Source organism: Gammaproteobacteria bacterium, from assembly GCA_030680605.1.
Classification (GTDB): Bacteria; Pseudomonadota; Gammaproteobacteria; order SURF-13; family SURF-13; genus JAQBXX01.
Genome location: JAUXUQ010000020.1, coordinates 1 through 13,945, shown reverse-complemented (window position 1 = coordinate 13,945; position 13,945 = coordinate 1). Strand labels below are relative to the sequence as shown.

Annotated in this window: 14 protein-coding genes, 1 tRNA gene and 1 other RNA gene; 14 read left to right on the top strand and 2 right to left on the bottom strand. The window is 58.6% G+C overall.

The window, feature by feature from the left end; genetic code table 11:
- A partial coding sequence (locus tag Q8L89_08180; protein ID MDP1709022.1) for a YaeQ family protein occupies positions 1–498 on the bottom strand: 498 nt, incomplete at its 3' end.
- Positions 499–619: 121 nt separating this feature from the next.
- Between Q8L89_08180 and Q8L89_08175 the strand changes: the two genes are divergently transcribed.
- The 9 genes from Q8L89_08175 to Q8L89_08135 all read left to right on the top strand — a co-directional run bounded on the left by Q8L89_08175 (position 620) and on the right by Q8L89_08135 (position 9,673).
- The gene (locus Q8L89_08175; GenBank protein MDP1709021.1) at positions 620–1,813 is read left to right on the top strand and encodes a PQQ-dependent sugar dehydrogenase; all 1,194 of its coding nucleotides are present in this window, start codon (positions 620–622) and stop codon (positions 1,811–1,813) included.
- Positions 1,814–2,033: 220 nt separating this feature from the next.
- Positions 2,034–2,237 carry a cold-shock protein gene (locus Q8L89_08170; GenBank protein MDP1709020.1) on the top strand — a complete coding sequence of 68 codons (204 nt, stop codon included), beginning with the start codon at positions 2,034–2,036 and terminating at the stop codon, positions 2,235–2,237.
- Positions 2,238–2,422: 185 nt separating this feature from the next.
- Positions 2,423–4,054 (top strand): ABC-F family ATPase, encoded by a 1,632-nt coding sequence (locus Q8L89_08165; protein ID MDP1709019.1) that lies wholly within the window; start codon positions 2,423–2,425, stop codon positions 4,052–4,054.
- 56 nt (positions 4,055–4,110) lie between these two features.
- On the top strand, positions 4,111–5,340 hold the full coding sequence (locus Q8L89_08160) for a DNA polymerase IV (GenBank protein ID MDP1709018.1): 1,230 nt from the start codon (positions 4,111–4,113) through the stop codon (positions 5,338–5,340).
- An 18-nt stretch (positions 5,341–5,358) separates the two neighbouring features.
- Complete coding sequence (locus Q8L89_08155; protein MDP1709017.1) at positions 5,359–6,258, top strand: EamA family transporter; 900 nt, start codon at positions 5,359–5,361, stop codon at positions 6,256–6,258.
- Between the two features lie 67 nt (positions 6,259–6,325).
- Positions 6,326–6,592, top strand: coding sequence for an EF-hand domain-containing protein (locus tag Q8L89_08150; protein ID MDP1709016.1), 267 nt, complete (start codon positions 6,326–6,328; stop codon positions 6,590–6,592).
- Between the two features lie 27 nt (positions 6,593–6,619).
- Positions 6,620–7,312 carry a monofunctional biosynthetic peptidoglycan transglycosylase gene (mtgA, locus tag Q8L89_08145; GenBank protein ID MDP1709015.1) on the top strand — a complete coding sequence of 231 codons (693 nt, stop codon included), beginning with the start codon at positions 6,620–6,622 and terminating at the stop codon, positions 7,310–7,312.
- 25 nt (positions 7,313–7,337) lie between these two features.
- Positions 7,338–9,233 carry an ATP-binding cassette domain-containing protein gene (locus Q8L89_08140; protein MDP1709014.1) on the top strand — a complete coding sequence of 632 codons (1,896 nt, stop codon included), beginning with the start codon at positions 7,338–7,340 and terminating at the stop codon, positions 9,231–9,233.
- A 65-nt stretch (positions 9,234–9,298) separates the two neighbouring features.
- A complete protein-coding gene (locus tag Q8L89_08135; GenBank protein ID MDP1709013.1) occupies positions 9,299–9,673 on the top strand; it encodes a Gfo/Idh/MocA family oxidoreductase in 375 nt (124 codons plus the stop codon).
- 57 nt (positions 9,674–9,730) lie between these two features.
- Here Q8L89_08135 and Q8L89_08130 read toward each other — a convergent pair whose 3' ends face one another.
- Positions 9,731–10,741 (bottom strand): class 1 fructose-bisphosphatase, encoded by a 1,011-nt coding sequence (locus Q8L89_08130; protein MDP1709012.1) that lies wholly within the window; start codon positions 10,739–10,741, stop codon positions 9,731–9,733.
- Positions 10,742–10,988: 247 nt separating this feature from the next.
- Here Q8L89_08130 and Q8L89_08125 point away from each other — a divergent pair.
- The 5 genes from Q8L89_08125 to Q8L89_08105 form a co-directional block, all read left to right on the top strand.
- Positions 10,989–11,079: transfer RNA gene (locus tag Q8L89_08125), tRNA-Ser, on the top strand.
- Positions 11,080–11,334: 255 nt separating this feature from the next.
- An RNA gene (ffs, locus tag Q8L89_08120) (signal recognition particle sRNA small type) lies at positions 11,335–11,432 on the top strand.
- Between the two features lie 88 nt (positions 11,433–11,520).
- Entirely contained in the window at positions 11,521–13,104 is a 1,584-nt protein-coding gene (dnaX, locus tag Q8L89_08115; GenBank protein MDP1709011.1) for a DNA polymerase III subunit gamma/tau, read from the top strand.
- A 48-nt stretch (positions 13,105–13,152) separates the two neighbouring features.
- Positions 13,153–13,476 carry a YbaB/EbfC family nucleoid-associated protein gene (locus Q8L89_08110; protein ID MDP1709010.1) on the top strand — a complete coding sequence of 108 codons (324 nt, stop codon included), beginning with the start codon at positions 13,153–13,155 and terminating at the stop codon, positions 13,474–13,476.
- Positions 13,477–13,599: 123 nt separating this feature from the next.
- The coding region (locus tag Q8L89_08105) for a toprim domain-containing protein (GenBank protein MDP1709009.1) at positions 13,600–13,945 on the top strand (346 nt) is incomplete at its 3' end.

Sequence of the window (13,945 nt, the reverse complement as noted above, 5' to 3'; positions counted from 1 at the left end):
GCTGTCGGCCAGCCAAATCTCGCCATCCTGAATGGTGCAGTGCAGCTGCATCTTGATCTGCGCCAGTTTTGCCAGGGTTTGACTGGTCTCCGGTGGCAGGTTCATGACGGTCAGGTTTTTGGCCCGTTCGAGGTTGCCGCTGTTTTGCTGCCACCAGATGTCGGCGCTGCGGCCGCCATAGGTGTAGATGAATACCTGATTGGCGCGGCCACAGGCCTTGCGGATGCGTTTTTCATCGGGTTGGCCCACGTCTATCCAGGTTTCAATGACGCCGGTTAAGTCCTTTTGCCAGAGATCGGGTTCGTCGTCGGCGCTCAGCCCCTTGCCAAACGCCAAGGCTGCATGGGCGTGCAGCGCGAAGGCCAGCAAGCGCACCATCATGCGCTCGTCGGTTTCCGATGCGTGGCGGGCGAGGGTGAGCGCATGGTCGTGGTAGTAGTGGCGATCCATATCGGCGATTTGCAGCTCGGCCTTGAAAATGGTTGCTTTAAGGGCCATGGTGGATTCAACTCTGAGGCGTAATAACGGAGACGTGAAGAATACCTGATTTGGCGTTTTGAAGCCCGGTTGGCGGAGCCAATTATGGCTGGAGGCGGGGAATAGACGTGAAGGTGAGCCAGTGACGTTTAAAGCGATGTGTTGGGTGCTGTGCTGCTGTGCCGCGAGTGTGGCGCAGGCGGCGACTGAGGCGCTGACCTATCAGGAGCAGGCGCTGGTTGTTGCGGGTGAGCGCCGGGTGGCGCAGGTGCCTGTCGGTTATCGGCTGGAACTGCTGACAGACAAGCTCGATGGCCCGCGTCTGCTGACGTTTGCCGCCAACGGCGATCTGTTTATCGGTTCCAAGTCAGGGAAAGTGTATCGGCTGCCGCCGCCGTATACGACACCGACGGTGCTGGTGACACTGAGTGGTTACCCGCACAGTGTCGCCGTGCGTGAGACCGACATACTGATTGCGCGTACCGACGGTCTGTATCACGCACCCTACATGCCGGGACAGGAGCGGTTGGCGCCGGAGGCCCTGAAGCTGCTGGCACCGTTGCCAGGTGGCGGTGGGCACAGCAGCCGCAGTGTCGCGGTAGGCCCCGATAGGCGTATCTATCTCAGCCTTGGCATCAGTGGCAATTGCAGCGATGAATATCTGGATGAGACGTATGCGTTCAAGAGTCGCCGGGGTGGCATATTGGTGTTGCAGGAGGAACCCGGTTCGGTACGCTGGCAAACCTTTGCCTCGGGTCTGCGCAATGCCGTGGGGTTCGCCTGGCAGCCAGAGAGCGGTGTGCTGTATGCAAGCAACAACGGCCCCGACCACCTGGGCTATGAGCAGCCGCCGGAGTATTTCAGCCGGGTGGAGGCCGGTTCGTTTCACGGCATGCCCTGGTACCAATACGATGGCCGGCGGGTACAGCGTGATAGGTGTATTGCGCGTGACCCGCCGCGGCCATTGGCGGAGGTGGTGACGCCGGTAGCCACGTTTCCTGCACGTAGCGCGCCGATGGGCGTAGCCTTTGTGCCGCCGGGCGCCATGGATGAGTCGCTGGCGCTGGCCGCCATCGTCGCCCTGCACGGCTCCTGGGGGACGCAGCCCAGCGGCGGGTTTTTCGGTGACGCCGCCAGCCGGCGGCCACCCAAAATCGTGGCGGTACGGTTCAAGGCGGGCACGGTAGAGCGGGTGGATGATCTGGTCAGCGGTTTTCAGTTGCCGGATGGCGAGCGCTGGGCGCGGCCTCTGGGCGTTGCCATCGGGCCTGACGGTGCGCTCTACTTTACCAGTGACAGTGACGCCCATGGCCTGTTTCGGCTGCGGCGAATGTGAGGCCGCCTGGCGCCGGGCTAAGTCAACCGAGAGTCGGCCCGCATGCCGGGCATCAAAATTGTTGTGGTTTTTTGTTGCGGGTGGGCGTAAAGTATGCATGTTGCAGTACATCCTGTAGTTAGTTCGGTAGTACCTCCAGATTCCTCGGGAGCCGCTCCCGTAATGTCGCTTTTCAGGAAGGAACTGCAAAAATCGCAAACAAATAGATAGAGGTATTTCCGTGATTACAGGAACAGTGAAGTGGTTCAACGATGCAAAAGGTTTTGGCTTTATCACCCCCGATGACGGCAGCAAGGATGTGTTCGTACATCACTCCGCCATTCAAGGCAGTGGCTTCAAGTCCTTGGCTGAAGGCCAGAAGGTGCAGCTGGATGTTGAGCAGGGCCCCAAGGGTCCGTCGGCCGTAAACGTTCAGCCCGCCTAAGCTTCAAGCACTGCGCAAGCAGATTGTAGACAAAGGCCCCGCCGTCCGGCGGGGCCTTTATTTCTTGCGATCGGCGCCGGGCCCACGGGCTGCGGTCCGCTCGACTCCTCCGCTACAAGGCAAATCCAATTCAATATTAGTTGGTTGCGTCGATCTTTTAAAGTAAGTTATATCTGGGATGCAGTATGCTTTCGACCGCCAACATCACCATGCAGTTCGGGGCCAAGCCCCTGTTTGAAAATATCTCCGTCCGCTTTGGTGCGGGTAACCGCTATGGCTTGATTGGCGCGAACGGCTGTGGCAAGTCGACACTGATGAAAATTCTCGGTGGCGATCTGGAGCCGACCTCAGGCAATGTTTCTATGGACGTCAATGAGCGCATAGGCAAGCTGCGCCAGGACCAGTTCGCGTTTGAAGACTATACAGTGCTCGACACCGTGATCATGGGCCATGCCAGGCTGTGGCAGGTGAAGCAGGAGCGCGACCGTATCTATGCGCTGATGGAAATGAGTGCGGAAGACGGCATGAGGGTGGCCGAGCTTGAACATGAGTTCGCCGAGCTGGACGGCTATACCGCCGAGGCGCGAGCCGGTGAATTGTTGATGGGTGTGGACATTCCGGTAGAGCAACATGTCGGCCTGATGAGTGCGGTAGCGCCAGGCTGGAAACTGCGCGTGTTGCTGGCGCAGGCCCTGTTTGCCGATCCGGACATCCTGCTGCTGGACGAGCCCACCAATAACCTTGATATCAACACCATCCGCTGGCTGGAAGACGTGCTCAACGAGCGCGACAGCACTATCATCATCATCTCGCACGACCGTCACTTTCTGAACCGCGTTTGTACGCACATGGCCGACCTTGACTACGGCGAATTGCGCGTCTATCCGGGCAACTACGATGAGTATATGACTGCTGCCACACTGGTACGTGAACAGCTGTTATCCGACAACGCCAAGAAAAAGGCCCAGATCACCGAGTTGCAGAGCTTCGTCAGTCGCTTCTCCGCCAATGCATCCAAGGCCAAGCAGGCGACCTCGCGTGCCCGGCAGATTGAAAAGATCAAACTGGAAGACGTCAAGCCATCGAGCCGGGTCAGCCCTTTTCTGCGTTTCGAGCAGGAGAAAAAACTTTATCGACTGGCCCTGGAGGCGAAGCGCCTCTGTAAGGGTTTTGATGAATTGCCGTTGCTGCGTAATTTGAATCTGATGGTCGAGGCGGGCGAACACGTCGCCGTGATCGGGCCCAATGGTATCGGCAAGAGCACGCTGCTGCGCACTCTGGTTGGTGATCTGAAACCGGACAGCGGCACGATCAAGTGGTCGGAAAACGTCAATGTTGGCTATTTTGCGCAGGATCATGCGGCCGACTTCGCTGTCGACATGAATCTGTTTGACTGGATGAACCAGTGGAAGAAAGAACGGGATGATGAGCAACTGATCCGGGGCACGCTGGGGCGGTTGCTGTTTTCCCAGGATGAGATCAACAAATCGGTCAAGATCATCTCCGGCGGCGAGCAGGGGCGCATGTTGTTTGGCAAGCTGATGCTGCAGCAGCCCAATGTGCTGATCATGGATGAACCCACCAACCACCTGGACATGGAATCGATTGAGGCGCTCAATGCGGCGCTGGAAAACTACCCGGGCACATTGATTTTTGTCAGTCATGACCGGGAGTTTGTGTCGTCGCTGGCTACGCGTATCATCGAGCTGACGCCGCAGGGCGTAGTAAATTTCAGCGGCAGCTACGATGATTACCTGCATAGCCAGGGTCTGGAGCTGGAATCAGGCAAGCCGGGAGTGGCGGCGCGCGCGAACTGAGTTACGAGCTCCCCCTGCACAGAGGCGGGGGCATGGCAGGAAGCGTGAGCGGGGTTATGAATTTACGGGTAAACTTCTGGCCACGCGCCATCATTCATGTGGACATGAATGCCTTCTTCGCGGCGGTCGAACAGCGCGACTTTCCTGAGTTGTACGGCAAACCGGTCGCGGTCACGAACGGCATTCAGGGCACGACCATCATCACCTGTTCTTATGAAGCACGCGCGTTCGGTGTGTATACCGGTATGCGTCTTAAGGAGGCACGCACGCTGTGCGCGGACATCATCCAGCGTCCCGCGCGGCCCAAGGTCTACGCGCAGATTTCCACGGCCATTATGACGGCACTGTACGACATCAGCCCGGATGTCGAGGTGTTCTCGGTTGACGAGGCGTTTCTCGATGTCACCCACTGCCAGAGCCTGCATGGCACACCGGGACAGATGGGTCGCAGGGTGGCGGACGCGGTGCGGGCGGTGAGCGGCCTGCCATGCTCCGTGGGCGTAAGCGGTGACAAGAGTACGGCCAAATATGCTGCCAATCTTGTGAAGCCAAATGGCCTGACCGTGATACCCCCGTGGGAGGTGCGTACGCGTCTGGCCAACGAGCCGGTTACAGTGCTGTCCGGTGCGGGCAAGGGCGTTGCAGCGTTCCTTGCCATGTACGGCGCCTATACCTGCGGTGATGTCGCACGGTTGCCCGTGAGCGTGCTGGCGCGGCGCTTCGGTAATCTCGGGCGTCACCTGTGGCTGATGTGCCAGGGCAGGGACCCGGACAAGGTAATGACGGAGGTCGCAGCCCCGAAATCCCTCGGTCACGGCAAGGTGGTGCCGCCGGGCACGCGCAACGAGGAGATGTTGCTGACCTATTTTCTGCACATGAGCGAAAAGGTCGGTGCACGCCTGCGCCGTCATGAGCTGGTGGCGCAGCGCTATTTTGTCGGCTTGCGTATGGCGCATGACTGGCTGGGGGGTACGCTGGCGCTGTCCTGTCACGACAACGACGGGCATGCGATTTATCGGCTGTGTCGCGACATGCTGGCAAACAACTGGCACGGGCAGCCGATATTTCAGGTGCAGGTCACGGCCCTGGACCCGCAGCCTGCGGGCCAACAGGATTTGTTTGGTACGCTGCAACACAGGGAGCAGGCCGTGAATCGCGTGATGGATGCGGTGAATCAGCGCTACGGCGAATTTGCCCTGGCACCTGCACGCCTGCTGCAGCGCTCCAGCATGCCTAACGTCATTGCGCCGTCATGGAAGCCCGGTGGTCACCGGCAATCCATCTGAACTACTGAATAGCCTTCCATGCACGACACGAATCGGCGGTACACGATTGTACTGGCCTTTCTGACGCTGTATCTGGTGTGGGGATCGACCTACCTTGCCATTCGAGTAGGGGTGCATGACCTGCCACCCGCGCTGTTTGCCGGTGTGCGGTTTGTGATTTCCGGTGTGCTGTTGTATGCCGTTGCGCGCTGGAGTGGCCAAACATTGTCCATGACATGGCGGGAATGGCGGCTGATGGCTGTGATGGGGATATTGCTGCTGGCAGGCGGTAACGGCCTGGTGGTGGCAGGTGAACAGTGGGTGCCTTCTAATCAGGCGGCACTGCTGGTGGCAACGACCGCCTTGTGGCTGGCGGCGTTTGGTACGCTGGGGGCAAAGGGTGAGGTGCTGAGCCGCTACACACGCGTAGGGCTGGGGGTCGGTTTTGTGGGGGCGGCGCTGTTACTGCTGCCGCACGATGTATCATTTTCATTCAGCCATCTGGGTGGTCAGTTGCTGATTCTGCTTGCGGCCTTGCTCTGGTCGGTGGGCTCTATTTACGGCAAGCGTCAGGCGCCCACCACACCGCCGCTGATGTCCGCCGCTATGCAGATGCTGATCGGCGGGGTATTTCTGTGTCTGATCGGCTGGCTGCTGGGCGAGCAGGAGGCGTGGATATGGACATGGCGCGGCATGGGTGCCCTGAGCTACCTGATCGTGTTCGGCAGTCTGGGGTTTGCAGCCTATATCTGGCTGCTGCACACCGTGACGCCGGCGCAGCTGGGTACCTACGCTTATATCAACCCCGCTGTTGCGGTGCTGCTGGGGGGCTGGCTGCTGGATGAGACGCTGGGCGGTACGCAGCTGGTGGGCATGGTGATTATTCTGCTGGGTGTGCTTACCGTGAGCCTGTCTGCCACACGGTCGCAGCCCGGATGACATTACTTTCAAAACGGTCGCCCGTCGGGTGGGCGTATGCGTACAATATAGGTTCCAAGGAGGTCCCATGAAAAAATTCCTGTTGTGCGGCAGTTTTGCAGCTTTATTCGTCATTGCGGCTCCGGTGCTGGCAGCCCCACCCTTTGCAGATCTGGACAGCGATCGTGACAAGCTTATCAGCCCCAAGGAGGCGGAGGCTTGGCGGCCACTGACGCGCGTGTTTGAGGCGCTGGACAAGAACTGTGACGGTAAGTTACAGGAAATTGAGTACGCCTATCTGCTCACAGGCAAAAAGGCACCGGATGCCTGCCTGGGTCCCCGGAAGAAAAAGTAATCGTACTGCCGGACAAAACCACGGCGCGTGCGAGCATGGCGAAAAACGGGCATCCGCTGGCTATGGCGGGGCGTGCTGCTGCTGTGTGTGGGGTTGTTCCTGTATCAAGTCTGGATACTCGCCCATATCGGTTACTGGATTGAGCACAACCCTGCGTCCACTGCGTTTATGGAGGCTCGCGCGCAGGATGGCACGAGTAGCAAGGCGCATCGCTGGGTACCGTATGCACGCATCTCTCCGCACCTGAAGCGCGCGCTGATTGTTGCGGAGGACGCACGGTTCCTGGAGCACGAAGGGTTTGACTGGGAGGGTATTCAGACTGCCTATGAAAAAAACCTGAAGAAGGGGAGGGTAGTGGCGGGCGGCTCCACCATCAGCCAGCAACTGGCCAAGAACCTTTTTTTGTCGGGCGAACGCAGCATGCTGCGCAAAATGCAGGAGGCAGTGATAACCCTCATGCTCGAGCAACTGATGAGCAAGCGCCGCATCTTTGAAATTTATCTGAACGTGATCGAGTGGGGCGATGGTATATTCGGTGCTGAGGCAGCTGCGCGGCATTACTATGCCACCTCGGTGTCCGCGCTCAATGCCGAACAATCGGCATGGCTGGCCGCTATCGTGACAAACCCACGCTATTACGACACGCACCGCGCCGCACGCGGGGCGCAGCGCAAGGCCAGCATCCTGCTCGCACGTATGCCTATGGCCCAGGTGCCATAATCCAACTACCCACGAAAGTACATACATGCCACTTATTAATCTGGATAAAGTTTCTGCTGCCTTTGGGCATCATGCGCTGCTTGATCATGCCGACCTCATTGTTGAGCCCGGCGAGCGCGTCTGTCTTGTCGGGCGTAACGGCACCGGAAAATCGACGCTGATGCAGGTCATCGCGGGCACGATTCAGCCCGATGACGGTGTGGTGTGGAGGCAACCGGGCTTGCGTATTGGCAGGCTGGCACAGGAGATGGTGCTGGCGGAAGGGCGTACGGTATTTGATACCGTCGCTGAGGGCCTGGGCGATCTTGCCGCCGTATTGAGCGGCTATCATCACGCGCTGGCGCAACTGGAGCATGGCTCGAGCGATGCGCTGTTGCAGCGCCTGCACGAGTTGCAGCACCAGCTGGAAGTGCGGGATGGCTGGCGCTTTCAGCAACGCATCGACACGGTGCTCAGCCGTCTGGAACTGCCTGCCGACAGGCTTGTCGGCGAGCTCTCCGGCGGCTGGAGGCGGCGTGTCGCATTGGCTCAGGCGCTGGTTTCGGAGCCAGATTTATTGCTGCTGGACGAGCCGACCAACCATCTGGATATCGCGGCGATCACCTGGCTGGAAGAATTGCTGCTGGGTTTCAGCGGCGGCTTATTGTTCATCACCCATGACCGCAGCCTGTTGCAACGTCTTGCTACCCGTATCATAGAACTTGATCGTGGTCAGCTTACCTCCTGGCCGGGCGATTACGGCCATTACTTGCAAAAGAAACAGGAGATGCTTGCCGTCGAGGCCGATCATGCTGCGAAATTTGACAAGAAGCTCGCGCAGGAAGAGGTCTGGATACGCAAGGGGATTCAAGCGCGTCGTACGCGCAATGAAGGTCGGGTACGCGGCCTGTATGCCCTGCGCGAGGAGCGTGCACGCCGCCGCACCCTACCCGGGCAGGCACGCATCGCACTGGACAGCGGGGCACTCTCCGGCAAGCTGGTGATTGAGGCCGAAGCGGTCTGCAAGGCCTATGACGGCAAAGCGGTGGTCAATAATTTTTCCACGCGTGTCATGCGGGGCGACCGCGTCGGCCTGATTGGCCCGAATGGGGCCGGCAAGACTACCTTGCTCAAGCTGCTGCTGGGTGAGCTGGCGCCTGACAGCGGCAGCGTGCGTGAAGGTACCAGGCTGCAGGTTGCCTATTTCGACCAGTTGCGGGCTCAGCTCGACCCGGAGCGCACGGTGATCGAGAACCTGTCGCTGGGCGGTGACATGGTGACCATCAACGGCGTATCGCGCCACGTGATCAGCTACATGCAGGATTTTCTGTTTTCTCCCGCCCGCGCCCGCTCTCCGGTCAAGTCACTTTCCGGCGGCGAATGCAACCGCCTGCTGTTGGCGCGGCTGTTTACGCAGCCCGCCAATCTGCTGGTGATGGACGAGCCGACCAATGATCTTGATATCGAGACACTGGAGTTGCTCGAAGAACTGCTCGCGGCCTACACGGGAACCTTGCTGCTGGTGAGCCATGACCGGACATTTCTGGATAACGTGGTCACCAGCGTGCTGGTATTTGAGGGCGAAGGGATGGTCAAGGAGTACGTTGGTGGCTATGCCGATTGGCAGCGGCAGAAAAATCAGCAGGAGGTACCAGCGACAGTATCACCGATATCAGCAATCAAGCTAAATGTGAAGTCGCAGATGAAAGCTGTGACCCGCAAGGCCAGCTACAAGGAACAACGTGAGCTGGACAGTCTGCATGTGCGCATCGGGATGCTGGAGGCTGAACAAAAGGAAGTGAGTGAACGGCTGGCACAACCAGATTTCTACCAACAGCAGCAGCTGGCATTTCTCAGTGCCACACAACGGTTGGCGGAGATCAGCCGCGCACTGGAACTGGCCTATGCGCGCTGGGAAGAGTTAGAGGCGCTGCAGGCTTGACGTCATTATCACAGAAGCCTATCTTGAGGCCTCTATTTCTAAGGCACATTGAAGGGGCATTGCTAATGGAGACACTAAATATTGCCGTTGTGGGCTTGGGCAGGGTAGGTACTGTTTTTCTTGAACGGATACTGCTGCACAAGAGCAAGGGTATCGAGGTCACCTGTGTTGTGGAGCGTAATGAGACATCGGGAAAGGCATCGGCGAGTCAGGCGGGTATACGAGTGGCCAGTGTTGGCGAACTCATTGCCGCCGGAAATGCAGTGGATATCATCTTCGACTTGACCGGCAGCACCGAGACGCGCCGTGAGCTTAGGGAGCAGCTGGCAGCCACCAATAATCGCCATACTACCATTGCGACAGAGGCGATTGCTCATATGATGTGGAAGATGATGGGCGACACGGATCTGCCTGAGCATCACGGAAAAGGCGGATACTGATAATTATCGTCCTCCGTGAAACCTGAGGGGAGTTATTACCCCCTCAGGTATATCTCCTTAGCTGTTATGGTGATAAGCAATAATTCTGTCGACTTCGTTTTTGGAGCCTAAGATCACCGGCACGCGCTGGTGCAGGTCAGCAGGCTGAATGTCGAGAATACGCTCTTGCCCGGTGGTACTCACGCCGCCGGCCTGCTCCACGATAAATGACATCGGGTTGGCCTCGTACATGAGGCGTAGCTTGCCGGCCTTGGCCGGATCTTTGGTGTCCTTGGGGTACATGAACACACCGCCACGGATCAGAATGCGGTGGACTTCAGCGACCATGGAAGCGATCCAGCGCATATTGAAATTCTTCTTGCGCGGTCCTTCGACGCCAGCCAAGCATTCATCGACGTAGCGCTGTATGGGTGCTTCCCAGAAGCGCTCGTTAGAGGCATTGATGGCGAATTCCATGCTGTCTTCGGGAATTTTCATGCCGGGATGTGTAAGTATGAACTCGCCGATGTTCTGGTCGAGCGTAAAGCCGTTGACGCCGTGGCCGCTGGTGAGCACGAGCATGGTGGAAGGTCCATAGAGCGCGTAGCCCGCGCAGACCTGTTGCATGCCGGGTTGCAGGAAGTCACTTGCAGTTGCGGGTTCCTGAGACAGCCCCTTGGGTGAGCGCAGGATCGAAAAGATCGTGCCCACGGAAATATTCACGTCGATGTTGGAAGAGCCGTCAAGAGGATCGAATACCAGCAGATACTTGCCACGCGGGTATTGGCGAGGGATGGTGTAGATGTCATCCATCTCTTCTGAGCCCATCGCGGCGAGATGTCCCGCCCATTCATTGGACTTGATGAAAATATCATTGGTGATGACGTCCAGTTTTTTCTGGGTCTCGCCTTGTACGTTTTCGCTGCCCGCACTGCCCTGGACGCCAATCAGGGCGCCCTTGTGTACGGCATTGGAGATGACCTTGCAGGCCGTGACGATATCGTTGAGCAGGGCGCTGAAGTCACCACTCGCGCCGATGTGACGTTGTTCCTCGATGATAAACTGTGTAAGCGTAGTACCGTTGTGCATGGGTTTCCTGTAATGGTCTGTAAAGCCGAAAAAGTCAGTGTGCGGGGCTGGACTCCTGGAGGAGGCCCATAAACACCACTGCCGGAGAGTTTCACACGAGATAAACCAGAGCCTTTCAGGCGCCGATTTACTAGATCATAATAGCATAATTCCAGGTCGATATCCTCAACTTAAATTGCGCTTGAGCGGGTTCTGGTTTAATCTTGCACGCTCGCCAGCACCGGGCGTACGGTACTGGCGCGGAAGTGGAGAGGTGTCCGAGCGGTTGAAGGAGCACGCCTGGAAAGTGTGTATACGGTAACCCCGTATCGCGGGTTCGAATCCCGCCCTCTCCGCCATATATTAAAGATAACCGTAGCGGCCTGGGATGAGAGCCCGCGATTATCTGAAGGTGGTTCGATCAAATCGCCGGAAGCGGTTTGGAACAGCCGGCGGCTGGCCCGCAGGGCGGAGTACATGGAAGTACGGAGTAATCCGCCCTCTCCGCCATGTAATGCAGGGATCAGGGATTAACTACAGGGCCAGGGAAAACCTAAACCCAAAACCCTAACCCCTGGTTCCTGGATACCAGCCCCTGTTTTTATGGTGGCTTGCGCTGGCCCCCTCGCAACGGCAGGTTGTGAATCCCGTCAGGCCCGGAAGGGAGCAGCGGCAGCAGCTTTGCTCGTGTGCCGAGGTGTGGCTGGTGCAGGCCGCCGCCCATTAAAATGCAGACCTGGGGCCGGAAACCGGATAAAATTCTGGTACCCTGATCCTTCATCCATGTGCTATCCGATTTCATGAGTTATCAAGTTCTGGCACGCAAGTGGCGTCCTCGAAATTTTGCCGAGCTGGTGGGGCAGGAGCATGTGGTGCGTGCGCTGACCCACGCGCTGGACAATGATCGTCTGCACCACGCCTTTCTGTTTACGGGTACCCGCGGCGTGGGCAAGACCACGCTGGCACGTGTACTTGCCAAGGCACTGAACTGTGAGCAGGGTGTGAGTTCCACGCCGTGCGGCGCCTGCAGTGCCTGCCGTGAAATTGATGAGGGCCGCTTTATTGACCTCATAGAAGTAGATGCCGCGTCACGCACCAAGGTCGAAGACACACGTGAACTGCTGGAAAATGTACAATACGCGCCGACGCGAGGCCGCTACAAGGTGTATCTGGTTGATGAGGTGCACATGCTCTCCACGCACAGCTTCAATGCATTGTTGAAGACGCTGGAAGAGCCGCCCCCACACGTGAAATTCCTGTTAGCTACCACCGATCCGCAAAAACTCCCGGTCACCATTCTGTCTCGCTGTTTGCAGTTCAATCTCAAGCGCGTGCCGCTAGACCTGATCACCCGACAGATAGAGCATATCCTGCAGCAGGAGGGGGTCAATAGCGAAGCTGCGGCCTGCAAGGCCATTGCACGTGCTGCCGACGGCAGCCTGCGGGATGCGTTAAGTCTGGTGGATCAGGCCATCGCCTATGGTGGCGGCGCCCTGCGTGAAACCGATGTGCAGGCCATGCTGGGCAACATTGAGCAAACACACGTGCTCGCCCTGCTTGAGGCACTGTCGCAGAGCAATGCCCAGGCATTATTGGAGCGTGTGGAGTTGATGGGGCAGCATGCAGCGGATTTTGAGGCTGTACTCGCTGACCTGCTCACCCAGCTGCACCGTATCGCCTTGGCGCAGATTATGCCTGACGCTATTGGTGACGATGAGGGTGGGCGGGATGCCGTGCTTGCACTGGCGCGCGCCATTACTGCGGAGGATGTACAACTGTTTTACCAGATCGGCACGCTGGGGCGGCGTGATCTGCCGCTGGCGCCTGAGTCTCAGGCCGGGTTTGAGATGTTGTTGTTGCGCATGCTGGCCTTCCGGCCTGTTACGGCAACGCAGACCGCACCGAGTCCCGCGCCCGCCAAGGCTGCGTCCGCTGCTCCAGTTGCGCCCGCAGCGAAAGGCGGCACTGGGGTGGCTGCGCCGTCTCTGCCACCTGCTGCCAGTAGTGAGTGGGCGGGCATGATCGATGCGCTCAAGCTTACCGGCATGACACGCCAGCTTGCAGCCAATTGCGTGCTGGTGGCGCGCGAAGGTCCGGTCGTGCATCTGCTGCTGGATGCAGCGCAGGCACATTTGCAGCGCAAGACGGTCGAGCAGCAGCTACAGCAGGCGCTGCAGAAGCATCTCGGTGTACCGGTCAAGCTGGATATTGCTACCGGCAAGCCGGAGCAGGAAACGCCTGCGCTGACGGACGCACGCCTGCAGAATGATCGCCAGCAGGCAGCGCTGCAGGTCATTGAGGGTGATGTGCTGGTGCAGACACTGTGTGCGACCTTCAATACACGCGTGCAGCCCGATGCTGTGCGTGTGATGAACAAGGAGTAGCCCGCTGCTGGGTGGGTGAATATTGACGGCCAGAAGGAAGGAATGACGATGAAAGGTGGACTGGGCAGTATCATGAAACAGGCGCAGCAGATGCAAGCCAACATGCTGAAGGCGCAGGAAGAGCTTGCTGCGCTGGAAGTTACAGGTGAGTCGGGCGCCGGATTGGTGAGTGTGATAATGAACGGGCGCCATGACGTAAGACGGGTGCATATCGATGCCAGCCTGCTTCAGGATGACAAGGAGATGCTCGAAGACCTGCTGGCGGCAGCGGTGAATGACGCCGTACGCAAGGTGGAGCAGGCCACGCAGGAGAAATACGCGGGTATGACCGGCGGACTCGGTCTTCCGGGCGGCTTCAAGATGCCGTTTTAATCAGGCGTCATCCATGGCGCCTGATTAAATACCCTGTTTTATCTGCCCCCACCCTGTACCGCCCCTGTACAGGGGGTGCATGGGTAAAGACCTTCACTGCTTACGCACCTATGGGTAATTAGCATGGCACAAGACTCTCTTATCAACGAACTGGTGCAGGCGCTGCGCTGCCTGCCGGGTGTCGGGCCAAAATCCGCGCAGCGCATGGCTTATCATCTGTTGCAGCGCGACCGCGCCGGGGCGCTGCGCCTGGCGCAATCGCTGGAACTGGCCGCCAGCAACATCCGCCACTGCGGCAAATGCAACAATTTTTCCGAGCAGGAAGTGTGCGCGTTGTGCGCGTCGGCCAAGCGCGATGCCAGCCTGTTGTGCGTGGTGGAAATGCCCGCCGACCTGCTGATGATGGAGCAGGCACAGTGTTATCGCGGCATGTACTTCGTGCTGATGGGCCGGTTGTCGCCGCTGGATG

Coding starts and splice junctions, on each gene's coding strand:
- Q8L89_08165 (MDP1709019.1), top strand. CDS start 2,423: ATGCTTTCGACCGCCAACATCACCATGCAGTTCGGGGCCAAGCCCCTG.
- Q8L89_08160 (MDP1709018.1), top strand. CDS start 4,111: ATGAATTTACGGGTAAACTTCTGGCCACGCGCCATCATTCATGTGGAC.
- Q8L89_08155 (MDP1709017.1), top strand. CDS start 5,359: ATGCACGACACGAATCGGCGGTACACGATTGTACTGGCCTTTCTGACG.
- Q8L89_08150 (MDP1709016.1), top strand. CDS start 6,326: ATGAAAAAATTCCTGTTGTGCGGCAGTTTTGCAGCTTTATTCGTCATT.
- Q8L89_08140 (MDP1709014.1), top strand. CDS start 7,338: ATGCCACTTATTAATCTGGATAAAGTTTCTGCTGCCTTTGGGCATCAT.
- Q8L89_08135 (MDP1709013.1), top strand. CDS start 9,299: ATGGAGACACTAAATATTGCCGTTGTGGGCTTGGGCAGGGTAGGTACT.
- Q8L89_08130 (MDP1709012.1), bottom strand. CDS start 10,741: ATGCACAACGGTACTACGCTTACACAGTTTATCATCGAGGAACAACGT.
- dnaX (MDP1709011.1), top strand. CDS start 11,521: ATGAGTTATCAAGTTCTGGCACGCAAGTGGCGTCCTCGAAATTTTGCC.
- Q8L89_08110 (MDP1709010.1), top strand. CDS start 13,153: ATGAAAGGTGGACTGGGCAGTATCATGAAACAGGCGCAGCAGATGCAA.